The sequence below is a fragment of the Candidatus Goldiibacteriota bacterium HGW-Goldbacteria-1 genome (assembly GCA_002839855.1).
Lineage (GTDB): Bacteria > Oederibacteriota > PGYV01 > PGYV01 > PGYV01 > PGYV01.
Genome location: PGYV01000004.1, coordinates 251,519 through 274,756 on the forward strand (window position 1 = coordinate 251,519; position 23,238 = coordinate 274,756).

Annotated in this window: 25 protein-coding genes; all 25 read right to left on the reverse strand. The window is 42.4% G+C overall.

Annotated elements, in window-relative coordinates; translation table 11 throughout:
• Nucleotides 1-35: 35 nt before the first annotated feature.
• Nucleotides 36-1,100: a hypothetical protein gene (locus CVV21_04965; protein ID PKL92103.1), complete on the reverse strand. Its 1,065-nt coding sequence runs from the start codon at nucleotides 1,098-1,100 to the stop codon at nucleotides 36-38.
• A 28-nt stretch (nucleotides 1,101-1,128) separates the two neighbouring features.
• Nucleotides 1,129-1,356, reverse strand: a complete 228-nt coding sequence (locus tag CVV21_04970) for a hypothetical protein (protein ID PKL92104.1) — start codon at nucleotides 1,354-1,356, stop codon at nucleotides 1,129-1,131.
• 290 nt (nucleotides 1,357-1,646) lie between these two features.
• Entirely contained in the window at nucleotides 1,647-2,045 is a 399-nt protein-coding gene (locus tag CVV21_04975) for a hypothetical protein (protein ID PKL92105.1), read from the reverse strand.
• Nucleotides 2,038-4,842 (reverse strand): hypothetical protein, encoded by a 2,805-nt coding sequence (locus CVV21_04980; GenBank protein PKL92106.1) that lies wholly within the window; start codon nucleotides 4,840-4,842, stop codon nucleotides 2,038-2,040. The genes CVV21_04975 and CVV21_04980 overlap by 8 nt, the downstream gene beginning before the upstream one ends.
• A gap of 21 nt (nucleotides 4,843-4,863) precedes the next feature.
• Nucleotides 4,864-5,610, reverse strand: coding sequence for a hypothetical protein (locus CVV21_04985; GenBank protein ID PKL92107.1), 747 nt, complete (start codon nucleotides 5,608-5,610; stop codon nucleotides 4,864-4,866).
• A 437-nt stretch (nucleotides 5,611-6,047) separates the two neighbouring features.
• Nucleotides 6,048-8,183 (reverse strand): hypothetical protein, encoded by a 2,136-nt coding sequence (locus CVV21_04990; protein ID PKL92108.1) that lies wholly within the window; start codon nucleotides 8,181-8,183, stop codon nucleotides 6,048-6,050.
• On the reverse strand, nucleotides 8,180-8,506 hold the full coding sequence (locus CVV21_04995; protein ID PKL92109.1) for a hypothetical protein: 327 nt from the start codon (nucleotides 8,504-8,506) through the stop codon (nucleotides 8,180-8,182). Before CVV21_04995 ends, CVV21_04990 begins: the two co-directional genes overlap by 4 nt.
• 190 nt (nucleotides 8,507-8,696) lie before the next feature.
• Nucleotides 8,697-9,260: an aminoacyl-tRNA hydrolase gene (locus CVV21_05000; GenBank protein ID PKL92110.1), complete on the reverse strand. Its 564-nt coding sequence runs from the start codon at nucleotides 9,258-9,260 to the stop codon at nucleotides 8,697-8,699.
• A gap of 11 nt (nucleotides 9,261-9,271) precedes the next feature.
• Nucleotides 9,272-10,015: a 50S ribosomal protein L25 gene (locus tag CVV21_05005; protein PKL92111.1), complete on the reverse strand. Its 744-nt coding sequence runs from the start codon at nucleotides 10,013-10,015 to the stop codon at nucleotides 9,272-9,274.
• Nucleotides 10,016-10,063: 48 nt separating this feature from the next.
• Nucleotides 10,064-11,029: a phosphoribosylpyrophosphate synthetase gene (locus CVV21_05010; GenBank protein ID PKL92112.1), complete on the reverse strand. Its 966-nt coding sequence runs from the start codon at nucleotides 11,027-11,029 to the stop codon at nucleotides 10,064-10,066.
• On the reverse strand, nucleotides 11,026-12,465 hold the full coding sequence (glmU, locus tag CVV21_05015; GenBank protein ID PKL92113.1) for a bifunctional UDP-N-acetylglucosamine diphosphorylase/glucosamine-1-phosphate N-acetyltransferase GlmU: 1,440 nt from the start codon (nucleotides 12,463-12,465) through the stop codon (nucleotides 11,026-11,028). The genes CVV21_05010 and glmU overlap by 4 nt, the downstream gene beginning before the upstream one ends.
• Nucleotides 12,466-12,469: 4 nt before the next feature.
• On the reverse strand, nucleotides 12,470-12,730 hold the full coding sequence (locus CVV21_05020) for an FmdB family transcriptional regulator (protein PKL92114.1): 261 nt from the start codon (nucleotides 12,728-12,730) through the stop codon (nucleotides 12,470-12,472).
• 247 nt (nucleotides 12,731-12,977) lie between these two features.
• Entirely contained in the window at nucleotides 12,978-13,343 is a 366-nt protein-coding gene (locus CVV21_05025) for a hypothetical protein (GenBank protein ID PKL92115.1), read from the reverse strand.
• An 18-nt stretch (nucleotides 13,344-13,361) separates the two neighbouring features.
• The gene (locus CVV21_05030; GenBank protein PKL92116.1) at nucleotides 13,362-14,438 is read right to left on the reverse strand and encodes an endoglucanase; all 1,077 of its coding nucleotides are present in this window, start codon (nucleotides 14,436-14,438) and stop codon (nucleotides 13,362-13,364) included.
• The gene (locus CVV21_05035; protein PKL92117.1) at nucleotides 14,438-15,160 is read right to left on the reverse strand and encodes a hypothetical protein; all 723 of its coding nucleotides are present in this window, start codon (nucleotides 15,158-15,160) and stop codon (nucleotides 14,438-14,440) included. The genes CVV21_05030 and CVV21_05035 overlap by 1 nt, the downstream gene beginning before the upstream one ends.
• 105 nt (nucleotides 15,161-15,265) lie before the next feature.
• Nucleotides 15,266-15,460 carry a hypothetical protein gene (locus tag CVV21_05040; protein ID PKL92118.1) on the reverse strand — a complete coding sequence of 65 codons (195 nt, stop codon included), beginning with the start codon at nucleotides 15,458-15,460 and terminating at the stop codon, nucleotides 15,266-15,268.
• Between the two features lie 35 nt (nucleotides 15,461-15,495).
• The gene (locus tag CVV21_05045; protein ID PKL92119.1) at nucleotides 15,496-15,885 is read right to left on the reverse strand and encodes an 8-oxo-dGTP diphosphatase MutT; all 390 of its coding nucleotides are present in this window, start codon (nucleotides 15,883-15,885) and stop codon (nucleotides 15,496-15,498) included.
• Nucleotides 15,882-16,514, reverse strand: a complete 633-nt coding sequence (locus tag CVV21_05050; GenBank protein PKL92120.1) for a phosphohydrolase — start codon at nucleotides 16,512-16,514, stop codon at nucleotides 15,882-15,884. Before CVV21_05050 ends, CVV21_05045 begins: the two co-directional genes overlap by 4 nt.
• Nucleotides 16,471-16,836: a hypothetical protein gene (locus CVV21_05055; protein ID PKL92121.1), complete on the reverse strand. Its 366-nt coding sequence runs from the start codon at nucleotides 16,834-16,836 to the stop codon at nucleotides 16,471-16,473. The genes CVV21_05050 and CVV21_05055 overlap by 44 nt, the downstream gene beginning before the upstream one ends.
• A 67-nt stretch (nucleotides 16,837-16,903) precedes the next feature.
• On the reverse strand, nucleotides 16,904-17,761 hold the full coding sequence (locus CVV21_05060; protein PKL92122.1) for a hypothetical protein: 858 nt from the start codon (nucleotides 17,759-17,761) through the stop codon (nucleotides 16,904-16,906).
• A 91-nt stretch (nucleotides 17,762-17,852) separates the two neighbouring features.
• A complete protein-coding gene (locus CVV21_05065; protein ID PKL92123.1) occupies nucleotides 17,853-18,902 on the reverse strand; it encodes a hypothetical protein in 1,050 nt (349 codons plus the stop codon).
• Between the two features lie 27 nt (nucleotides 18,903-18,929).
• The gene (locus tag CVV21_05070; protein ID PKL92124.1) at nucleotides 18,930-20,075 is read right to left on the reverse strand and encodes a hypothetical protein; all 1,146 of its coding nucleotides are present in this window, start codon (nucleotides 20,073-20,075) and stop codon (nucleotides 18,930-18,932) included.
• A gap of 67 nt (nucleotides 20,076-20,142) precedes the next feature.
• Nucleotides 20,143-21,111 (reverse strand): hypothetical protein, encoded by a 969-nt coding sequence (locus CVV21_05075; GenBank protein PKL92125.1) that lies wholly within the window; start codon nucleotides 21,109-21,111, stop codon nucleotides 20,143-20,145.
• Between the two features lie 17 nt (nucleotides 21,112-21,128).
• Nucleotides 21,129-22,412 (reverse strand): hypothetical protein, encoded by a 1,284-nt coding sequence (locus CVV21_05080; GenBank protein ID PKL92126.1) that lies wholly within the window; start codon nucleotides 22,410-22,412, stop codon nucleotides 21,129-21,131.
• Nucleotides 22,413-22,420: 8 nt separating this feature from the next.
• Nucleotides 22,421-23,008 (reverse strand): hypothetical protein, encoded by a 588-nt coding sequence (locus tag CVV21_05085; GenBank protein PKL92127.1) that lies wholly within the window; start codon nucleotides 23,006-23,008, stop codon nucleotides 22,421-22,423.
• Nucleotides 23,009-23,238 lie beyond the last annotated feature (230 nt).

Here is a 23,238-nt window from a genome sequence, read left to right on the forward strand (position 1 = left end):
TACTGCCTGATTTTTAAAACACTTCATATTTCTTCTTACTGTGCTGTTATTACTGTGTTTACAAGCGTTACCGAAGCGCCAAGGCTTAATGCCCTTCCGTTTAACACTGTTAAAGCAGCGTTTCCTGCCGTTGAAAAAGCCGCTCCCGCGTTGCAGATAATTGTGCCTTCCATAGTTCCGCCGCCTGCCGCGTTGATAACCGCCGAACTTCCAACCTGCCAGTAAACATTAGCTGCTTTTGCATTGTTTATCAGTATTATGCTGCGTGGCTGTGCTGCCTGTCCTACTGTAAGCGTTGTTGCCATCTGGAATACAAATACCGCGTTTGAATTGCCCTGCGCGTCCAGAGTCAAATCACCCAGCGTTATTCCAAAAGTTCCGCCTGCCGCCGTGTATGTTCCCGGTGCCAGTACCAGATTTCCAAGTTCTCCCGCTCCCGGATCAGTCCCTGCCGGTAAACCCGCAAGGTAACCATATGCCGTTGAAGCGTCATCCCATGCCTGCTGTGCAATTACAAGTTTATCCGCGCTGCCCGGTGCCGGTACATCACAGTAAACCAGACCTGATACCGCCCCTATATTAAGGGTTGTTTCTGTATATATATCAGCGTTGCTGTCATGAAATCCTGTGACAAGTGTTGAAGCGCCTGTTGTGCCCACATCTCCCGTTATAACTGTGTCAATACCGCTGTTTGTAGTCCCTGCGGTTCCTCCAAATACAGCGAAAGCGGATGCGGAACCTAATTCAACAACCGGATAAACCACTGCCGTTGTGGAAGTTGAAGTAGCCGTGGCTGTCACTACTTCTGTTGCCGTTGATGTGGATGTTGATGTGTCTGTTGCTGTTGCCGTTGAAGTGGAAGTCGATGTGTCTGTTGCCGTTGAAGTAAATGTTGATGTGTGTGTTGAAGTACTTACAACTTCAGTTGAAGTCTGTGTAAACGTCAGCGTGTTTATCACCTGTGTTGACGTATGCGTGAACGTCGCTGTGTTAATTGTTTCAGTAGGCGTGCTTACAGGCGCCGTAGGTGATTTCTGGCAGCCTATTGCCGCCGCTATAACTATCAGCGGGAACAGCAGTACTATAAGGTTCTTTTTCATTTTTATTCCTCCCGGAAAACTTTCAGTTTTAAAATAATCTTTTTTGCTTCTTACTTTTCGTACAATTCTTTACTTTTTTTTTTGAGCTTTTATCCGCGTCAAGCCAGACCTGCAGCTCGTTGCCAAGTACATACCCCCTTTTTTCATAGAGTGAATACGCAAATTCCCTTGCCTGTTCAATTTTTCCCCATGCTTTTCCCTTTGGCAGCTTTTCAACCGCTTTTATTACTTTCTTGCCGTCTTTATTACCGCCCATATTTTTCACCTGTCCTTGTTTGTATGACAAGCATACAGGCGCGGCGCATTTTAGGGTATGTCGGCAATCCACTGTTTATAGACTTAATTCAAGGCGGGTTTTAACACGGCAAAAGGCGGGTGTATTTAAAAAATAATCATGCCAAAATCGAAAACAAAACTAAACGCTTAAAAAAAGGCTTAAAAATTACCTTTTACTGTTTAGTTTTTTTACGAATTTGCGGTAAGTTTTGCGTTTTAGATTTTTTGGTTTGGATACTTACAGATGGGTTTTAAATCTTATGCGGCAATTTACTGCTGTCCGGCCAGCATGCTTATCTTTCCAAGAAGTTTTACAACGTCAAAGGGCTTATTTAGTACAATGTCTGCAAACTTAAGTATCTTTGTCTTTTCAGCGTAGCTTAAGTCATCTTTATCCGGCAGCGTGGAACCCAGTATGCTGCCGGTTAGCACTATTGTTCTAATCGTGTTTTTTTCGGCTTCAAGTACTTTTAAGACATCAAAACCGGTCATGACAGGCATTTTCAGGTCAAGAAGCATTACATCTATTTTATGCTTTTTTATAAGATCAATGGCTTCACGCCCGTTGGCAGCCTGCATAACCATATATCCTTCACCTTTTAAAATAGTGGAAAGTTCCTCGCGCATATCTTTTTCATCATCGGTAATAAGCACTGTTTTTTTAACCATGAACCCTCCTTAAAGGAAGCGTCACGGTAAAAGTACTGCCCTTTCCATACGTGCTGACAATTCCAATTGTGCCGTCGTGCATTTTAATCATATCCCTGCATATCAACAGCCCAAGCCCTGTCCCTTTTGTTTTTCTGGTAAAAAAGGGCTTGAACATTTTTCCCATGTCTTCTTTACTTATGCCTATTCCGGTGTCTTTTACGCTTACTTTTATCCGCCTTCCGGAAATCAGCGCAGCTTTTACTGTCACTTTCCCTTCTTTGCCTTCTATTGCCTGATACGCGTTGGTGATTATGTTGGTAAACACTTCCTTAATCTGCAGAGGATCCGCCCACATATAAACTTTTTTTACCGTGCTCATCATCGCGCTTATTTTTATTTTTTTGTCTTCAAAATGCCTGCTGACATTGTCTATACTTTCAGAAATAAGGGTGTGAATGTTTACCATTTCAAATTCCGGCATTTTCATCCTGGAATAAACCAGCAGGTTGTTTATTATCTGCCCGCTCTCTGTAACTTTTTTATCAATGCTGGCAAGGTGCTTCAGCAGGTCTTTGTCCTTTACCTTTTTTCTGATATTATACGAAGCAAGGTTTATCACGCCCAGCGGATTTCTAAGTTCATGGGCCACTGTCGCCGCAAGCGTGCCTAAGTCTGCCAGGTGTTTTGAAGCAAGAAGCTCGGACGTACGGCGCTGCACTTTTAATTCCATGTGGGTGTAAAGTTTTTTAATTTCGTTTTCTGAATTTATTTTCTTTGTAACGTCCACCCCGTAAGTGCGTATTGTTTCTTCCGCCGGTATATACACCATAGTCTGCAGATAATATTTGTTGTTTACCTTTATGTCGCGCTTTATTATTTTTTTTCTGCTGCCTTTAAGGTTTACAAAAATTCCGCTTATCCCCTCAAACCACGGGTGCTGCAGGGTATTTTTAGCGGCGTCCGGAAACATCTTTTTAAAAGCGGGGTTTATATAGTAAAGTTTTCCCGTGGAATCTATCTCGCTTATCGGATTCGGGTCCAGTTTTGGAAAAGCCGCTATTTTTTTCACTTCAAGTTCAACAGCCGTTTTCTCTTTACGCATTCTTATCATTATAATGCCGTAGGACAGGTCATACGCCAGTTCTTCAAACAATTTCACTTCCGCGTCAGGATAAGATTCCTGCTGCGCCGAATACACCATAAGCACGCCAAAAGTTTTATTATCAGACTTAAGCGGTATTGCCATAAGCGAAGCGAAAGAATGTTTTAACGCTTCCGTGCGCCACGGGGCAAAATTAACATCATTATTTATATTAAAAGTCAGCACTGTCTTTCCCATTCTTACAGCCATTTCGGCAGGGTGATTTCCCTCACTTATGTTTGTCCAGGTTTTACCCAGTTTTTTCAGATAGCCGCCCTCATCCCCCGCTTCTGCCATGGGAATCAAAGAACGCTGATTATTGCCGGAAGTAAAACCCACCCATACCATTTTCATTCCGCAGTCATCCACTATTATCCTGCAGACTTTATTAATATATTCCTGTTCGCTTTTCACGTGCATAAGCGCCTGATTCGTATTACTTATAGCCCTTAGCGCGTTATTGAATTTTGTAAGTATGTACTCCGAATTCCTGCGCTGTGTTACATCCTCAATTGCCAGCAGTATTATGCTCTCTTTACCCGCCGCCCTTATAATCTGACGGGCGTTTAAAAGCATTATGCGCCTGCCTATAAAGTCAAAATCATGTTCAACTTCATAATTGTCAAATGTGGTCTTCTGGGGCAGAATCCTTTCCAGAAGCTGCCTTAATTTTGGTATATCCCACTGTTTATTGCCAAGGTCGTAAATAAGCTTGCCTACCGTATCTTCGGGCTTTACCCGGAAGAATTCATAAAAAGAACGGCTGACCGAAACCACCCTTAAATCCTGGTCCAGGGCTATCAGTGGCTCCCTTATGGTATCAATTAGGCTCTCCGCATATTCCCTTGCCGCGTCTTCTGATATTTTTGTAGCGGCAAGTTCAAGCCGCGTTTTTTCAAGGGCCGCGTCTTTCTGCATGCGCTCTGTGACATCGCGGAAAACAAGCACGGCGCCTATTACCTTCCCCTCGCGGTCCTTAATAGGCGCGCATGAATCGGCTATATCCCGTTCTGATTTATCTTTTGAAATCAGAACAGTGTGATTCGCAAGCCCCTTCACCGTCCCAAATTTCAGCGTTTCCATTATTGGTACTGCTGCCGGCTTGCGGCTGTCATAGTTTATAATATTAAATACTTTATCCACCTGTTTTCCAAAAGCATCCCGCTGTGTCCAGCCGGTCAGCTCCTGCGCGACCTGGTTAAGTATGGTGACACAGCCGTTTGTATCCGTGGCAAGGACACCGTCCCCTATGGAATTAATGGTAACCGAAAACATTTCTTCGCTTTGTTTTAAAGCTTCAGCTGTTTTTTTTAACCTGGTTATGTCTAAATTTACGAATATTATACCCTTGGGTTTGCCGTCGTCGTCACGGTGAAGTATCGCGTGGCTTGAAACAATCACTCCGGTTCCGTCGCGCTTAAACTGCGACAGCTCGCCTGTCCAGATATAATTTTTTACGGTCTCCGCGATAAATTCATACATTCTAAGGTGAAATTCAGTTTTAAAAAGCTCATACGCGGTTTTTCCCACCGCCTCTGTTTTTTTCCACCCATACAGCAATTCAGCGCCGCGGTTCCAGGAAACTATGACGCTGTCCGTGTTTATTTCATAAATTACATCCTGTTCAAGTACAAGCTGTTCCATATCGGGTTCTTTACCGCTGCCGCTGACCATATTTTACGCTCCAATGACGGGTTATTTTTTTTTCTTTTTCACGGAATGAATAATTTTTTTCCCAACCTGCCTGTCCCTGAACAAAGCCGGCGTAAAACCCGTTATTTTTTTAAACGTCCTGATAAATGATTCGGCATTCGCGTACGCAAGCTTATCCGATATCTGATTCACGTTAAATCCCTGTTTCAATAATTCCCGCGCTTTTTTTACCTTAACAGCCGATTTATAATCACTGAAACCCGTGCCGGCCAGGTCTTCAAATACCCGGCTTAAATACTTTGCGCTTAAACCCACATAATCAGACGCTTCTTTTAAGCTTACCTTTTTATCAAAATTACGTTCAAGAAAATTTTTCACCTTATCTATTTTCGCCTTAACATTGCCCGTGTCAGGAATACCTTTTGATTCCTTTTCACCCAGCATTTTTACAATTATCCGCCTTGTCTCTTCCACGTTCATCGGTTTTTCTATGTATTCATCAGCTTTATTCTTAAGGCTTTCCACGACCACATCTTTTGACCTGTTGGCCGTAAGCATAACTATTTTTATATCGGGCTTAATTTTTTTCATTTCCAGAAGCACTTCATTTCCTTTAATACCGGGCATTTCTACATCAAGCAGCACAAGGTCTATAGTATTGGGTTTTTTCAATATACTAAGCGCGGCTTCCCCGTCTGCGGCCTGTGTTATATCATATCCTTCAAAACAGTCGCAAAATTCAAACCTGAACGCTGCATCGTCGTCCACAAGCAGTAAATTGTATGACATAACCACCTCTCTTTTACTCCGGGATTTTTATTTATTCCCGTCACCCATTAAAACCACCAATTATCTAAAACAACTATATCAGCACAACCCCGGGTTATAGAGTATTTAAATACCCAATTAACAGACTTATTTCCACCTGTCCGTTATTGGACTTTTATAAAAACACTCAATCACTTGATTTATATTGTTTAAGTTTAAGGAAATCTGCGTGTTCCGGGAAGAGTATTTAAATGCCATCCGCCGTAATTTTGGCATTTATCAGCGCTAAAGAGCGCCTTGTATATCCGTCAAAAGGGTGTGATTTACTTTAAATATTTTGCGTATTAATATTATACACCTTAATCAGCACATAACAAAACTTATATTTAAAAGCGGCTTTAACCCTATAAGCCCCCAAGTACAGCTGCCTTATCACCCGTCAATAGGTTTTTATCTTCTTATTTACACTGTATTTCCATCGCGCCTTTTTCCCCTATGTCATAGCCGCCCGGCAGTTCCGGTTTTCTGCCGAAAGCGGAAGCATTTGACCCGTTGTAAATACAACTATTTTGCGCAGATACTTTGCTTACGCTGTCTTTATCGGGATAGCACATATAGATTACGCCGCCTTTGCTTTTGGCGGCAATGGGAGTTAAAACTTTTACAAAGCGGTGCTCCTGAATACCTGTAATTGTGACTCCTTCCGGATTAATACCCACAAGATTTTTACCAGCGTAAAAATTATGGCTGCCGGCGCCTATTTCAAGCACGCTGTCCGGCATGTAAAGGGTATCTTCATCAGCGTATATGATACCTACAGAAAAATTATCGGTAATAGCCCTGATATTGGCCTGTTCTTTTATGGAATAGAATACCGCATAGTCTATTCTGTTAATGCCGTTAGAACGCAGATATGACAGTACAGTATTCTTCAAACCCTGTGATACTTTGCCTTCATCACATGCAAGCACAAGCATGGCGGAGCCGTCTTCAAGCCTGTAAAAAACCGAATTTATCCCCTGCGCGGGTATGTAGGATGCGGCAAAACCCGTTTTCGGCACAGCCGAAATAATATATACCGCCATTACTGTTATAATCATAGAATGTTTTAACGTAATTTTTTTTACTTTAACTTCCACATCAGCGTGCGGAAGCGCCAGAAAATAAATGTAATAAAGTATCACCGCCGCAGCCGGCAGTGATTTTAATGATACCGATGCAAAGGGCATCTGCCCCATTATCGCGGATGATTTTGTCATAATTTCTATTATCAGCCACTGCGCGGCTCCAAACGGCGCCGCAAGAACCGGCGCAATTGACCCAAAAAGCCACATGGCAAAACCCAGTATGGTGGCAAACCCTGACAGGGGGACAATGATAAGGTTGGCAAATACAGAGATAAGCGAGAACTGATTAAATGTATTTATCATCACCGGCAGCACAAAGACCTGCGCTGTAATTGTGGCTGACAGCGTTTCAGATACCCACTTAGGCAGAAAAATCAGATATCCGGAGACCTTCTCATTTAAATATATAATTCCAAACGCAGCAAGAAAAGACAGCTGAAACCCGGCTTCAAACAGCGCCTGAGAATCAAATAACAGAATAAAAAATCCCGCCGCGCACAGCGAATTTAACGCATCCCCGTCGCGCTGTATCACGTATCCAAAAAGAATAAACGAAGCCATTATAGCAGCCCTTACTATGGATGCTTCACCTCCGGTTATAAGGGCAAAACACCAGATGCAGAAAATTGCGATAAACGCGGAAAGTTCTTTCTTTACCCTTAGAATTTTTAAAAACACAAATACAAAAACAGTAATAAGCCCGGCATTCATCCCTGACACGGCAAGTATATGGGCTGTGCCTGTTTTTTTAAAGTCATCATAAACATTGGCAGGGATGGATTTTCTGCTGCCAAGCATTACCCCTTCCAGTATGCCCGCCTGAGGGGCAGGTACGTACGCGTAAATAAGCGCCAGTAATTTTTCCCTTGCGCCGTAAGAGACATTCCCTACAATATTTGTTTTGCGGCCGATTTTTACAACTTTAAAATCAGACGCGTATGCCGTATATGATATCCCGATGCGTTTAAGATAAAGCGAATAATCAAACCCGCCTTTATAAGCTGCTTTCTGCGGTTTTTTAAGTTTGGCTTCTATTTCAAGTATGTCGCCATGGTCAATTTTAAGATTCGCTTTTCCGTCAACAGTAACCCTGACTTTTGCCGCGCGCAGTCTTGTTTTTTTAATATTTTTACTGCCGGTTTTTATCCCTGTTATACTGCCGTCAAAATACGTCCTGCCGCCGGAGCGCTCCGGCATTCCCGACACCCTTACTGTAAACGCACTCATCTCCGGAAGATATTCATCAACCGACGCGCTGTTGGTTAGAAAAATACTGACAGTTACCACAACAAACCCGCAAGCAGCCGTGATTAAAAACACCCGCGTCCTGCCCTTTTTAAAGATAATAATACCCGCTGCCAGCAGGCACAGAATAATTATAACTGCCGGTAAATAATTATTAACAAATCCGCCGGCTGCTATCCCGCAGGAAAAAAAAGCGATAAGCGCCAGAAACGGCCTGTTCATTGGACGGTAACAAACCTTTTTATTTTTAGATATTTCTTACTGCCTATCCCTTTTACTTTCTGCAGCTCTTCAGGCGACTTAAACCCGCCGTTTTCCTTCCTGTAAGTGATTATTTTATCAGCGTACGAGGGGCCTATTCCCGGAAGTTTAACCAGTTCTTCCGCAGGCGCCTGATTAATATTTACAAGCAGCTGTTTTACGGAAGATTGCGCCTGAATTGTTGTGGTTTTTGGATTGATAAAAGCAAGGATAAGAATTCCCGCTATAGCCCCTATAAGAATAGTAAAAATGACAGACTTTTCCTCTTTGGTGAATGTTCCCATCTCTGGCCCCTCTGTTTTCCGGTTACCCGTTTGTATATTGAATCAGTATTTTATTTTTATCCCATAAACATCTATCCCATATCCCATAAATAAAACTTAAATCTAAACAACGCGCCCTAAAGGGACGCGGCTACCAGATCTAAATCATTTCTCTGAGCTGCTGAGCCGCTGAGCTTCCGAGCTGCTGCCCTTATACGTCCTTAAACCTTCCCGCGGATTTTTCGTAGCCAAGCGACGCGAAGTTATGTACAAAGTCCTGAAGGTTATCAAACTTTTTTTCAAACTCTTTTGTGTCATCATCCGTAAACGGACCAAGCACATAATCCACAACCATACTCTTTTTTTCCGGCCTTCCCACGCCAAACCTTATCCTGGGATATTTGTCTGTCGCAAGATTTTCTGTTATTGATTTAATTCCGTTGTGCCCGCCGTCGCCGCCTCCGTTTTTTAGTTTAACCGTAAAAAGCGGAAGGTCCATATCATCGTGGCATATAAGGATGTCTTCAGGAGAGATTTTGTGTTTGTCCGCGAAAAACTTTACCGCTTCGCCGGAAAGGTTCATGTATGTCAAGGGTTTGATAAATAAAACAGAAACGCCGCGGATGCTTTTTGTCGCATACGCGGCGTACTTGTTTTTCTCTGTAAACGAAAATCCCAGCTTTGACGCCAGAAAATCCGCGAACATGAAGCCCACATTGTGCCTTGTGCCTTTGTACTCTGTTCCCTTGTTTCCCAGGCCGGCTATAAGCTTCATGGCTTATATTGTTATTTTTTCTTTGGTGCAGGTGCCGCTTTCGCCGCAGGTGCTGCTTTTGCCGCAGGTGCGCCTTTTGCTCCCGCTTTTCCTGCCGGTGCCGCTTCTTCAGCCTTTGGCGCGCCTTTAATAACTTCAGGTTCTTTTGCCGCTTCAACGCCCGGTACTGCCGCTCCCGGTACTGCCGCAACTTCCACCTTAATTCCCTTAACAATTACAACAGGAAATTTTGGGTTATCCATTATTTCCACGCCTTCTTTTAACTTAATATCCGACACCTTTATTTCGTCGTTAATCATAAGCGCGGATACGTCAAGGTCTATCCTGCTTGGAAGGTCTTTCGGGAAACATTTTACGTTAATGTGCCTTGCAATGTGTTCCAGGACGCCGCCGGCTTTAACGCCTTCCGCAAGCCCTGTTGTAAACACGGGCACTTCAAACCTGCCTTTTTTATTGTCAGTTACAGCGTGCAGGTCAGCATGAATAATTTCATCCGTAACAGGGTGCCTTGAAACTTCTTTGATGATTACAGTCTTTTCTTCTTTTTTGTCGTGGTCGGTAAGCTTCAGAGTGATAAGAATAGTCCCTTCCTGAAGTGTCTTAACCGTTTTTTCGATATCCTTAATCCTTATCTCTATCGGCATGGTCTTTGTTTCCTTGCCGTAGATTACAGCCGGAATCTTTCCTTCTTTTTTCAATTTCTTTACTGATGCATTTTCCTGTCTTACTTCCGCCTCTATCGTTACTTTTTCCATTTTAAAACTCCTCCTATCGGAATGTTACGCTGTATTCAAGGTTGTGTATTACCTGAACAGCTCACTTATGGTCTGCTCGTCGTGTATCCGCTTTATTGCTTCGCCGAATAACTTTCCGACTGACAGTACCTTTATTTTTTTAACTTTTTCACGGTCTGCCTGGGGAATGGTATTTGAAACCACCACTTCCAGTATCTCTGAATCATTTATTTTTTCAACTGCCTGTCCGGAAAATATCCCGTGCGTCATGCATGCGTATATTTTTTTCGCGCCTTTTGCCTTTAAGAACTTTGCCGCCTGCACAAGCGTGCCGCCTGTGGCAATCATGTCGTCCGGTATAATTACATTCTTTCCCTGTACATCGCCTATTATGTGCATGGCCTCAACTGATTCAGGGCCGCTTCTCTTTTTGTCAACAATTGCTATCGGGGTGTTTAATTTATCGGCAAAGTACCAGGCGCGTTTTACGCCGCCGATGTCAGATGCCGCCACAACAAAGTCATCCTTTTCAACCATCTTTCTGAAATAATCTATAAACACAGGCGCCGCCAGAAGGTGGTCCACCGGTATGTCAAAAAATCCCTGTATCTGGTCAGCGTGCAGGTCCATTGTCAATATTCTGTCCGCACCGGCTACTGTAAGTACATTTGCCACAAGTTTTGCCGTGATAGGCACCCTGGGCTGGTCTTTTCTGTCCTGCCTGGCGTAACCGTAATAAGGCAGTACAGCTGTTATCCTTCCGGCAGAAGCGCGCTTTAAAGCGTCCATCATTACCAGAAGTTCCATCAAATTATCATTTGTAGGCATGCAGGTGGACTGAATTACAAATACATCCGCGCCGCGTACATTGTCATTTATTTTTACCCTTATTTCACCTTCGGGAAACCTTCCTACAAACGCGTCCGCAAGTTCCACGCCCGCGTATTTAACAATCTCTTTTGCAAGGTTAAGGTTGCTTGTCCCTGAAAATACAAGCATCCTGTCTGTTCTATGCCCTTTTTTTGCCTTTTTCATTTGGTCTTTCTCCTCTTTTTTACCCAGCCGGTTTTTGTTTCCTGCCTGGGCCTTGCAATCGCCAGAGAATCATCCGGCACGTTTTCCGTTATAACGGAACCCGCGCCAATTACCGCGTTCTTTCCTATTTTCACCGGCGCCACAAAAACTGAATTGCTTCCAACGTACGCGCCGTCTAAAATCACCGTTTTGTTCTTTTTCACGCCGTCATAATTGGCGGTAATGGTGCCCGCGCCGATATTGACGTTACTGCCAATTTCAGAGTCGCCTATGTAGCTTAAGTGCGCGACATTTGTATTATTACCTATTGTGGAGTTTTTTACTTCCACAAAATTTCCTATCTTGCAGTTATTTCCTATTACAGCGCCCTGCCTTAAATGCGCCGAAGGCCCTATGCTGCAGCCTGTGCCGATTTTTACGCCGGCTTTAATTACCGTAAAGGGGTGAACCGTTGTATCACTGCCAATTTCCACGCCTTCTTCAATGTAAACCGTGTCAAAATCAACAATAGTTATACCATTTTCAGAAAGCTTTTCAAGAACTTTTTTGTTTCTAATCTTTGCCGCCTCCGCAAGCTGAGCCCTGCTGTTCACGCCCGCAAGCTCCCTGTAAGGGACATCCACGGGCACAAGCGGCCTGTCTTCTGCGTACATTAAAGCCGCGATATCAGTCAGGTAATACTCGCCTTTTGCCTTGTTTACCTTTATTTTTCCAAGGTTTCTTTCAAGGCTGTCTTTCCTTATTATATATATACCGCCGTTTATTACCTTAATTGTCTTTTCGCGGTCATTGGCGTCTTTATCTTCAACAATTCGCATCACATAATCTTCGCTGTTTCTTACAATCCTGCCGTATCCGGCCGGATTTTCGGCAAAAGAGACACCAATTATACCACCGTCACTTTTCTTTGTAAACATTTTAATTAGAAAACTGACAGTATCCGGTGTTATAAGCGGAGTATCCCCGCTTAATATCATTACCCCGTCTTTTAAGGGAATTTTTGCCTTAATTACCGAACTTACGGCGTCTGCCGTGCCAAGCTGTTCTTTCTGCAGTACAAATCTTATATTTATGCCGTTATACCGCGCTGCGGCAAAACTTTTAAGCTGCTGCATATTGGCGCCGGCTACAACGGTGATATCAGAGACCTGCGCTTCAAGGCACGCGTCAATAACGTGCGCCAGCATGGGCTTACCGCTTACTTCATGCAGGACTTTTGTTTTATCGGATTTCATCCTTGTGCCTTTGCCTGCAGCAAGGATTACCGCGGAAATTCCGTTTACAGGTTTCATTGTTTTTTCATTTTTTACGGCCGCGGCGCCGGCAGCATTTTCAGCGCGCTCTTTTCCGGAAAAAAACGCCACATCAATTTCCATGTCTTTACCCAGCGCGTTTTTGCCCACTTTAAACTTTTCATTATTCCGCGTTTTTTTCATCCTGTTATTTACCGCACGATCCGTCTTTTGAATGCTCACAGGCAGAGCAGGACTCTTTGCTTCCTTCTTTTATGTTGTTTTCTTTCCTTTTATAATCGGTCTCATAAAAACCGCTGCCTTTAAAGATTATTCCGCTTCCGCGGCTTACAAGCCTTTTTATCTTACTGCCGCCGCAATTGGGGCATTTTTCAAAAGCATCATCTTTAATTGACTGTTTGTGTTCAAATACACCGCATTTTTCGCATTCATAATCATAAGTGGGCATCTTTTTTTCCTCCGCTACCTGAAACTTTTATGTTCAAAATCAACGCATTTTTTGGAATTGGGGCGCTCCGGGTGCGCGCAGGTGGAAGGGTGGTTAAGCCTGCATACGTCGCACAGAAAACCGTTATCCAGTTTTATTAAAAGCTTCAAAAAAGCATTTTTTACTTTTTTTAACATTTGTCCGCCTTATCTCTTTTGAAGGATTATATTACATACCGCCCAAAAGTCAAGAGAACCATAAATATAACCTATTTTTTCAGCAGCAGCCAGAACATTGCCGCCAGAGATACCGCTATAAGATACGGTGTGATACTGTGTATTAAATGCACGGCATCATGCGCGGGTTTTTCAAAACTTAAAATAGCACCGGTGGCAAATAAGGCAGCTGCAAATATGCCTGACGCCGCCATAAGAATTATTATTACGGTTTTTAAATCAAAACCTTTCTGCAGCTGTACCGCTGCCAGTACGGCAAACACAACCCCTGCAAGCGCAAGCAGTTTATGCACCGTAAAAATTACCGTATTTAACGGCCTGCCTGTACCGCTTACCCAATAACCGGAAAGTACAGCCAAAATTAATAATACTGCCGCCGCTATTATCTTTGCATTCACGTTTTCCCCCCTGACGTTTTATTTCTTTAATTTTTCATTTATCTGTTTTACCAGTTCTTCCGCCATCTTTCTGTTGGCTTCCACATTGGGATGCCAGTCACACCCCATTAGTTCCTGTGGTACGGATGATAGCGTCACAAAATATGTCTTTTTATCTTTAAATCTTTTTATGATGTTTTTTATGTATTCCGGCAGCGGCTCACCCATTACAGGGCCTGCCACGCAGAATATGTCCGCCTGCGGATAATAACCGCGCACGGTATTCAGGATTGAAAGATAACCTTTTTCAAAAAGCTCCCTGTCCGGCTTTGGCTCCGTGGATAAATCATTTGTGCCGAGGTTAATGACCACTATTTCCGGTATCCACGATTTAAAATCCCATTCAGAGGTGTCTATGTTCATTAAGGTTTTTTTGTAATAATAACCAATGGGCTTATCTGTTGGAATCTTTGATTCCCCATAATTTTTAACCACACCGCGCCCGGATATTGCAATCATATGCGCCTGTGCGCCCAGCACGCGCGAAGTGATGGAGGCAAAAGAGAGAAAATTATTCTTGTATTTCTTCTCGCTGCCTTCCTCACAGGTAACAGAAGGGCCTTCTATACCATAACCCACGGTAAGCGAATCGCCTATAAACTCTATTTTCTTTGCGGGCTTAACAGGCGGGGGCAGAACTTTTGCTTTCTTATCAAGAATGAAACCTTTAAAAATACCTACACCGTCGTATGTTTCAGTCCTTTTGGTGATAATTACCGAATGCGCCCCGCGGTTAAGATTTTTTGCTATGACATATTTTTTAATTTTAGCGTCAGCCGTTATAACCGGCATGCGTGTTCCGTCAACAAACACATTATAATGGTTTGCCCCGTCTTCAAGCAGTACAGCGCAGTATGAGCCTTCAAAGTTAAGCGCTATTTCAATTCCCGGCCAGTCAAATTTTGGCGCGTTTTTATCGGTAAAATCAATGCGGCCGATATATGATATGCCCGGGTCAGACGGCAGAACAGTTCTTACTGCGTTTTTAAAGCCGTAAAAAATACCGCCCGCAAAAGCAGCGGCGCCGATTACAGCAAGAAGCAGTATTTTTTCCATTACTTTCCCCTTTTCTGTTTCTTTTCTTTTTTCTCCGCGTGAAGTTTTTCCGCGTACACTTCTATCAGTTTATGCACAACACTTTTGCCAAGGTATTTTTCCAGCTGTTCGGCAAGTGAAAACGCCGCCACCACATCCATTTTTCCGGAAACGCATCCAAGCGCGCAGGTCTGCTGTGAAAGATAATATCCGTTATGCCCGCAGATGGTGGTCACAAATATTTTTTTATCCACCTTTATAGTTTCAAGCGGCCACGAATAGCACACCGCCGGTTTGTATTCAGTGCGTTTTAAACCCTTATTTATTGATATTAAATCTACCAGGCACAACAGCGCTTTGCCTTTAATAACGGAGAGCATGCAGCTGCCGTCTTTTCTGTGATTAAGGTAAATACCGCTTTTATCTTTTTTAAAGACTTTTTCTTTCAGCACCCACGGATATTTTTCCGCGAATTCTTCTTTGTTATCTTCTATGAATTTTTCAAGCTTTTTTCTTTCTTTTGGCTCTATATCCACCGTGTAATCAGTGCAGCAGCAGCCGTGATATTTTTTTCCTTTCAGTTTAAGGCATTTTGAAGAATCGCATTCGTAGGTGGTGTGAAACAGGCTGTATGTGTCAAAAATGTAATTGTCAAATTCCACCAGCCCGCCGTTCTTTCTAAGGATGCTTATGTACTGTTTTAATTTTGCCTTGTTGTTGGGTATGTGAATAATTGTTTTCATAAAACCGCCGTTTTTATTATTTAACAAATTTAAACACGCATATTATAACAAAAAAACGGGCGGAGCGCACGTAAGCGCGCCGCCCGTTTTTATCAAAACTTTTTATTAATCAAAAAGCATTTTTTTCTTTGTAAGCAGAAGGATAAGGTCAATAAGCGTGCCTATTCCGGCAAATCCAAATGTTAAAAGCCAGATTATGCCCGAAACAATCTTTCCGTTATAAAACCTGTGAAGCCCCGCAAGCCCGAAAAAACCCACACAACAAAGTAAAATCGTAATTGTTTTCCTGTCTGCTGCCATTTTTACGCCTCCTAATTTTTTTATTAATGAATGTATTATAACACCTGTCTTGTGTTTTTCAACCCTGTCAGTTTTTTAACGGCGCCAATATCCGCGGGCGCAAAATCATACCGGGTAAGGTTTGGGATTTTAACCCATTTAGAATCTTCATGCACATTAAGAGTAAGGTCACCCGATACTATTTCACATAAAAACGAGGTCAATTCTATTTTATCCACGGCGGTTACTTCAAATAAATCCCCCACCTTTATTTCAAGGTTAAGTTCTTCTTTTATCTCCCTTTTCAGGCACTTTTTTAAAGTTTCGCCTTTTTCCGCTTTGCCGCCGGGGAATTCCCACTTTAAAGCGTGCGCGTCATCTTTGGCGCGCTTTGTTATAAGCACTTTTTCGCCCTTCATAATAATTGCGGCCGCCACTTTTATCATTTAATAAAACCTTTATCCGCGCATTCTTCTATAAGATTCCGCGCGTATTCCCATAATTCAGCCGAACCATTTCCAATGTGGCTGTTTACTTCAACCACCCGTTCTTTGCTTATTTTATGTTCTACCCACGCGCCGCCGTTGTGGGCGTGGTTCTGCATTATGGGTTCCAGCCTGTCTATGGCCGCGGCAAATTTGGCTTCAGGGGTTTTCTTTTCCTCAAATTCGCGCCACAGCGCTTTTAATTCATCACCCATAGGCGCCGGCACCATGCCGAATATTTTATCAGCAGCTTCATTATCTTCTTTGCTTATTTCACCCTGTTTTTTGTTATACACCATTATATCGCCGGAATATATTTCCGGCAGGTCGTGCACAAGCACCATCTTAATGACTTTATTTACGTCTATTTTGGTGTTTGAATATCCTGACAATATGACCGCCATCATGGCAAGGTGGTAGGAATGTTCCGCGTCATTTTCATGGCGGGAGTTATCAAGGATGCGAGTCTTTCTGAATATTGATTTTAATTTATCTATCTCTTTAATAAATTCAAGCTGTTTATATAGTCCGGAATTTATCAAATTCTTATTCCAGCGCGGCAAGATAATCTTTTGCTTTTTCCTCGTCATTAAAAACTACAAGGTTTTTTCTTCCGGTAAAAGCCACAACGCCTTTAAAAACCACTTCGGTTATGCCTTCCATCCCTATTATAGCGGAAGCTTTTATATAAGGGGTATTGTCTTTTACAAAGTCTTTCATGGCAGCCACTGCCGCCCTGTCATATTTTGTCTTACTGATATTTACAAGGGCAAGAACGGAGCCCTTTGGCCGGCTTGTAATTATTTTTTTTGCTTCAGCAAGAAGCCCCGGCAGCTGTGCCGGAGTGCTTTCGGAATAATCTTCATATAAAATCTTTTTTCCTTTATGCTCAAAAAAACTTATGCCTGCCATAGAAACCTCCTGATAATGGTTTAATTACACCATAATAACATCAGGATTATTTGAAGGCAAACATTTTTCAGTTGTTTTTCCACTCATTGTACCAGCCGTTTAACAGGGGTACAAATTCAGACACGGCTTTCTGCTGGCCTGCCTCGCTTGGATGGTTATCTGTGGAAGGATAATACAGCGTGTTCCGGCTGTTGGCCACAATATGCCGCTCTGCGCTGTTAATTACCATGTGGTGATTGTCAGGGTGTGTCAGCACATTGTAATAATCATAAGCGTAGACGTTACCGTGAGTGTAATTTTTAAGCCAGCCGTTTTGCCTGTCTGCCAGCCAGTTGGATATTTCCCGTGTTAAAAGCGGGTCTTCAAGCACCTGTTCCGGCGGCGGGATGATAAGGATAAAAAGTTTATCAGTATGCAGCGCCGTATATGTAAGGATATTATTATAAATCGTTTTCTCATCATCAATAGACCCTTCCACTTCGCTGTTAGGATAGCACGACTTAAACATTATTATTTCATTTTCACCCGCAGGTTCGGTAATTGTATTTGTGTAGCAGCTGTTTGCGTCTTCATCATAGACGTACGGCATTACTTCATCCCTGAACCAGTCAGGCCAGTCTTCGGTATCAGTATAAGACCCCTGGTCATAACCCGGATCAGACCAGCCATAATTTGTATCGCTGACAAAGTAATTGTTGGTATTAAGCGCGGTTGCCAGCCCGCCGTAAGATGATTCCAGCCAGTGCTGCCCGGTGCTGTGGTGAATGAATATGATTTTTACCGTTGATGAAGGTGCGGCGGTGTTTAAATTGCCTGCTTCAGGCACAGGATCAGTAACTGCGGCAGGATTTTTTTTATCAGAACACGATAAAGAAAATACCACAACAAGTATAAGTATTAAAACTGTAAAAATTCTGAATTTCATAAAAACCCCCTGTTTTTTACCGCCCCCGGTATAACAGTTGATTAATTATGACAAAAATAGATTATAATAGTTCCGCAGGTTTTTTATCTTATTACTGCTTATCGTACCTTAAAACCCTGCTTATGTTATACCCCGTGTGGTAATCCGTAAGATACATATTTCCCTGACTGTCAAACGCCACATCCTGCAGTCCGTTAAACGACTGATTCTCGCACGAGAAACAGTCATTAAACATATAAATCACCTGTTCACCGCTGAAATCCTTAAAGATTAAGGAATTTGAAATCACCTGGACCACATTACCGTCACTGTCACACCCAATACTTTCAGAACTGCCCAGCCATACAGGATTAACTGGCAGAGCCCCGTCAGGATTAATTATGTACGCGTACTGTTCACAGGATACATAAACATTATTGTTATTTTTATTAATTGCCAGCCTCTTATTTAATGCTGAAAATTGCGGATGCCCCGTTGACTCACTTTCCCATTTTGTCACAAAGACACCTTCGGTTGTATATTTAAGAATTCTTGCGTTGGAACCGTCGCTTATATATACATTGTCATTTCCGTCTATCGCCACATCAACCGGTCCGTTAAACTGAGTGTCGCCGGTCCCTTCAGTACCCCATTGAGCCACATAAACACCATCCTGCGTGAATTTTTGTATCCTGTTATTTCCTGTATCCGCAACATAAATATTATTTGAACTGTCAGCGGCGATTCCCGTCGGTGCGTCAAATTCTCCGTTGCCGTTTCCGGCAGTACCCCATTTTCTTACAAAAACTCCGTTTGAAGTAAATTTTTGTATCCTGTTGTTTCCCTTGTCCACAATGTATATGTTGTCAACGGAATCGGCAATAATGCCTTCCGGCGCATTAAAGTTACCGTCTTCATCGCCGGGAGCGCCCCATTCGTCAACTTTTAGAAAAGCAGTGGAAGATACGGGAATAGGCGTCGGAATCGGCGTCGGAATTTCCCCGTCATTTACAGAACCGATTTCAGATTTCGGCTCTGATACATCCATTTTTTTGGAACATGAAGATATTATAAACACGGACAAAATTACAATACAAAACAATGTTAATATATGTTTCATAAACCCTCCAAAAATTATTATTTTAAACAAATAAATAACCATCCCTTACGAACGGCTATTATTATTATTTTAATACATTTCGTACTCTATTGTACCTTCTGTTACCGTAGTCATAACAATTCCCATAAAACTGTTTTCCATAGTTACTTTTATATAAGTTGGCAGATCAGCTTCATTATACGCGTAAACCATTGATTCAGTGCTTGTATCTCCGCTTCCGTAATCTTTAGGAATAATCACGGACAGAATATTCCCCCTGCTGTCACAGGTGACCGGCCCATAACCCATAGGTACGTCAGCAGCACTGAATACCTCAATCCCGGAATTAAAACCGAGCGCGTCAAAATAATAAACCGTGTATGTAGAAAGCGTTGACCCCATATATGTGTTATTTCTTGCAAGCTTACCCGCTGCATTATAAAAATATTCCGTGGCGCCTTTCTGAATACCTCCCTGATAACTTGCATCCCTTGTTTTCTGTCCCGCGGCATTATATTCAAATACGTCAGACTGCATAAGAACACCATTTTCATCATAATAATCAATCCTTGTCTTTCTGCCCATTGAATCGTTCTGGTAAACTTCCCGCTTTTCAAGAATCCCATCTTTATCATAATACTGAATTTCCGTCAGCTTGTCCGACATAACAATTCCCGTAAAACTGCTTTTTAAAGCTCCGGTACTGTCATTTACAATTCCACTTATTGTATTTCCTTTATCATCAAAAATAATATTTCCCGTGGTATCAAGAAGCCCGTCCGCATAGGTTGCCACTGTAAGCCCTGTCTGAATTGCACCGCCAGCAGCATAAATAAAATCATATTCTATCCTTCTTAGCTCCAGCATAGAGTCATCAATAATAAAAGTATAGCTTTTCACCCTGTAATTTGTGCCTGTGCCTGTTGCCGTGGCGACAGCGGTAAAAGTGGCGGTTGAAACGGATGTGCTTGTATACGTTTGAGTATAAGTATGCGTGAACGTATTAGACGGGGTGTTTGTGCTGATAACAGTTACTGTCCCCAAAGTGGATGTGGCTGTTATTGAACCTGTCGGCACAACCGCAGGTGTTTCGGTGGATGCAGCAGTTAGAACCGCTGTTAATACGGGTGTATTTATATCCGGTTCTGTGACAGCAGCCGGAGATACATGCCTTGAGCACGCGGAAACTAAAATGATTAACGAAAAAACGTAGATTGCAGCAATTGTTTTTTTCATAATTCCCTCCGCAAGTAAGATATATATAATATTAACACATATTTTGCGGCTTTGTATATAAAAGCCCTTATAATCTGTTTTTGTACTTTGCGGCAAGCGCCATGGCTTTTTTCAGCGAGACGCCGCCGGTGCAGCCGGTCTGCGTCACGGCAAGCGCGCCGCAGGCTGAGGCAAATAATATTAAATCAAGGAGGGTTTTTTCATCTTTTATCTTTTCTTTTATGGTTTTGCCTTTAAGCTTTGAAAGTTTTGCAATTAACCCCGATGTGAATGCGTCGCCCGCGCCTGTGGAATCAACGCACTTAACAGGCAGCACTCCCATTTCATATGTTTTGCCGTTGTAGGAGAAGACAGTATTATCACCGCCGCATGTAATAACAGCAAACTTAAAACCTGACTTTACCAGAAAATCAAGCGCCTGTTTGACGTCTTTTTTGCCTGTTATAAGCCGCGCTTCATAATCGTTAATGTGCAGTATATCCGTAAACTTCCCGCACTTAAGCAGGTTGCCGCCGAATTTATCCGAAGAAATAATGTAATCCAGGACAGTAATCGCGCCGGATGTCTTTGCGGTTTTTAAAATACTGTCAAGCCCGCTTTCTACATTAGGCATTGACGGAGTCTCGCCGGCGTAAAAAACAGCCGGTTTAATTCTTTTTATCAGTTTAATAACTTCGCCGGAGGTATAACAGTCGTTTGAACCTTTATCGCCGATAAATGCCCTGCTTTTGTCTTTAAACCCAAGAATAAAACATTTCGCGGTCTGCCCGTTTTTTATAATTTTAACTTCACTTTTAATTTTATGTTTTTCAAGATACCCGGTCAGCATCTTCCCGAACATGTCATCCCCGGCTACACTTGCGCAGTATATGTTTTTCATACCAAGTTTTGATAAATCAACCGACACATTTAATACATTGCCGCCGGGATGGTGCGAAATCCGCGATTTAAATCCGGTATTGGGTCCAACAACAGAATCCAGCCCTTCCGCGAAAATATCCACCACAAGCGTGCCGATACACAAAATTTTTGTCATTTTTGCCCTCTTTTTTATTATTCTTTAAGCCCCGTTCTGTTTAATTCCATAAAAAGTTTTGAAAACGTGCTTATGATTTTTTTTGGCTCTATCTTGGGGTAATCCCGCGCGGCGCGCAGCAGAAATTCCTTGTAATCGCGCTTTATTGCCATAGACGCTATTTCCTGCAGGGTAAAAGTTTTAAAAATAGCATTAAGCGCCCGCGCCGCAAATTTCAGGCTAAGGTCATTACCTATAAGAAAACTTCTTATAAACATCGGGCTGTTTATTTTCATCTGGCTGACAGTTTTATTGAAAATGGCGTCGTTCATATTTTTTAAAATGTCCGCGGCAAGGTAATGCAGTTCATACCCCGGATACCTCACGGCAATTACATGTTTTTCATATTCAATCTTTCCTGTTTCAAACCCTTCATTAATGCATTTAGCAAGCAGCTTTGCCTCCTGCATCGCACGCAAAAGCCCAAACCCGCTTGAAGGCAAAGGGGATGACACGCTGTCGCCGCAAAAAAATATCCTTTCACTGCTAAAGTGTTTTCTTTCCATCAGTGGAATATTTCCGGATATTATGTTTGTCCTTTTTCCTGACACGCCAAGAAATTTAATATACTTGTTAAGGGAATCTTTCATTCTTTTTCCGCTTTTATTATCCAGTTTTTCAAATGAAAAACACCCAATTAAAACGTCGTGCTTATTATAGGGAAGAAACCAAAAATAATCTTTACCCGGAAAAGCCGCGTCAAAAATAAGCGCTTTTGAAGTATCCTTTATGCTTTCTTTTAATTTCATTTCAACCGCATAGCACCCCATGTGGTCATTACGTGCCATATTGCCGCTTAATTTACGCTGTTTTTTTGAATTCCAGCCGGTAGCATCCACACAATATCGCCCGCTATAGGACGCTTTGGAGGTTTTGATGCCTACCGAACCGCTTTTCTGCCTGCAGCTTAAGTACACTTCTTTTTCTTTTACTTCAACGCCGGAGTTAAGCGCTTCTTTTTTCATTTTTAAAAGCATTTTCTTAGTGTTAACTATTACAGAGTCTGATTTTTTAAGGTCATATTTGCCGCCTAAAAAACTGGAAAACGTAAGGGTGTCAATCCTGTTAACGGCTGTGTCCGCGTAACCTTCTTTTTTAAGCCCGTCATACCAGGTTATCCAGCTTCTGGGCGCACTGCCTATAATACCTTTTTCTATCAGAAGAGTTTTTAATCCTGTTTTGGATATTTCACGCGCGGCAGTCAGTCCCGCCGGCCCCCCGCCCGCCACAATAACATCATATTGTTTTATAACACCCACCATTGCCGAACTTAATCCTTATCTTTTATATCAGCCAAAGCATCCTGTACCATCAGCTGATTAAAAAACATGGGTATTATTATAAGCCTGTGAAAGGGACGGATGAAAAAAAACTCCAGTTTTCCAAACCATGTATTATATTTCACCGTTGTTGACTCTATTATTCTGTAAATACCCGCTTTATCCGTGTTTTTATCCAGCAATACAGATAACCTGAAATCCATGTTTTTATCATCCAGCCCCATTATCACTTCATTTTCCAGAACCTGAAAAACCATAAAGCCGCCAAACTTATCGCCCTGTTTAATTGAATCAGGCCCCCCGGATTTCATCTGATTCTCTTTTGTATAAAATTCCTTTGACCCTATCAACAGTGCCGCTTTGTCCCTGATTTTCTCAAGAACTTTCATCCACCACGGGTCCATGCTTCCATCAAGGACCTTTATAAGCGCTTTTTTAACATCTTCTAACGTTATCTGCCTTCCCCACCGGGCAAACACGCATTCATAACTCTCTTTATAACCGAATGATTCCTTCTGCGGATACAGAGCGGATAAAGGGGTAAATGGTATTTCTTTTATTTTGTAATCTTTCCTCATTAATCTCCCTCCAAAAATATCCGAATACGCCGCCGTCTCCAAAAAAAACGCCTTTTACACCGTCAACTTCCCTGATAAACAATCTGATAATATTCGGATTTTCTTTATATTTTAGTTGTTAAAATAAACCTAAACTAACTACAACTGCCCCGGGCTGAAGCCCGCGCCTACCGGAACATTACAAACCTGAACACAAACAGGATGCAGCATTAAAAACCCATGTCTGTCAA

Bases quoted from the DNA above. Each gene is read 5' to 3' on its own strand.
- CVV21_04965 (PKL92103.1), bottom strand. From the start codon at position 1,100: ATGAAAAAGAACCTTATAGTACTGCTGTTCCCGCTGATAGTTATAGCG.
- CVV21_04970 (PKL92104.1), bottom strand. From the start codon at position 1,356: ATGGGCGGTAATAAAGACGGCAAGAAAGTAATAAAAGCGGTTGAAAAG.
- CVV21_04975 (PKL92105.1), bottom strand. From the start codon at position 2,045: ATGGTTAAAAAAACAGTGCTTATTACCGATGATGAAAAAGATATGCGC.
- CVV21_04980 (PKL92106.1), bottom strand. From the start codon at position 4,842: ATGGTCAGCGGCAGCGGTAAAGAACCCGATATGGAACAGCTTGTACTT.
- CVV21_04985 (PKL92107.1), bottom strand. From the start codon at position 5,610: ATGTCATACAATTTACTGCTTGTGGACGACGATGCAGCGTTCAGGTTT.
- CVV21_04990 (PKL92108.1), bottom strand. From the start codon at position 8,183: ATGAACAGGCCGTTTCTGGCGCTTATCGCTTTTTTTTCCTGCGGGATA.
- CVV21_04995 (PKL92109.1), bottom strand. From the start codon at position 8,506: ATGGGAACATTCACCAAAGAGGAAAAGTCTGTCATTTTTACTATTCTT.
- CVV21_05000 (PKL92110.1), bottom strand. From the start codon at position 9,260: ATGAAGCTTATAGCCGGCCTGGGAAACAAGGGAACAGAGTACAAAGGC.
- CVV21_05005 (PKL92111.1), bottom strand. From the start codon at position 10,015: ATGGAAAAAGTAACGATAGAGGCGGAAGTAAGACAGGAAAATGCATCA.
- CVV21_05010 (PKL92112.1), bottom strand. From the start codon at position 11,029: ATGAAAAAGGCAAAAAAAGGGCATAGAACAGACAGGATGCTTGTATTT.
- glmU (PKL92113.1), bottom strand. From the start codon at position 12,465: ATGAAAAAAACGCGGAATAATGAAAAGTTTAAAGTGGGCAAAAACGCG.
- CVV21_05020 (PKL92114.1), bottom strand. From the start codon at position 12,730: ATGCCCACTTATGATTATGAATGCGAAAAATGCGGTGTATTTGAACAC.
- CVV21_05030 (PKL92116.1), bottom strand. From the start codon at position 14,438: ATGGAAAAAATACTGCTTCTTGCTGTAATCGGCGCCGCTGCTTTTGCG.
- CVV21_05035 (PKL92117.1), bottom strand. From the start codon at position 15,160: ATGAAAACAATTATTCACATACCCAACAACAAGGCAAAATTAAAACAG.
- CVV21_05040 (PKL92118.1), bottom strand. From the start codon at position 15,460: ATGGCAGCAGACAGGAAAACAATTACGATTTTACTTTGTTGTGTGGGT.
- CVV21_05045 (PKL92119.1), bottom strand. From the start codon at position 15,885: ATGATAAAAGTGGCGGCCGCAATTATTATGAAGGGCGAAAAAGTGCTT.
- CVV21_05050 (PKL92120.1), bottom strand. From the start codon at position 16,514: ATGACGAGGAAAAAGCAAAAGATTATCTTGCCGCGCTGGAATAAGAAT.
- CVV21_05055 (PKL92121.1), bottom strand. From the start codon at position 16,836: ATGGCAGGCATAAGTTTTTTTGAGCATAAAGGAAAAAAGATTTTATAT.
- CVV21_05060 (PKL92122.1), bottom strand. From the start codon at position 17,761: ATGAAATTCAGAATTTTTACAGTTTTAATACTTATACTTGTTGTGGTA.
- CVV21_05065 (PKL92123.1), bottom strand. From the start codon at position 18,902: ATGGTTATTTATTTGTTTAAAATAATAATTTTTGGAGGGTTTATGAAA.
- CVV21_05070 (PKL92124.1), bottom strand. From the start codon at position 20,075: ATGAAAAAAACAATTGCTGCAATCTACGTTTTTTCGTTAATCATTTTA.
- CVV21_05075 (PKL92125.1), bottom strand. From the start codon at position 21,111: ATGACAAAAATTTTGTGTATCGGCACGCTTGTGGTGGATATTTTCGCG.
- CVV21_05080 (PKL92126.1), bottom strand. From the start codon at position 22,412: ATGGTGGGTGTTATAAAACAATATGATGTTATTGTGGCGGGCGGGGGG.
- CVV21_05085 (PKL92127.1), bottom strand. From the start codon at position 23,008: ATGAGGAAAGATTACAAAATAAAAGAAATACCATTTACCCCTTTATCC.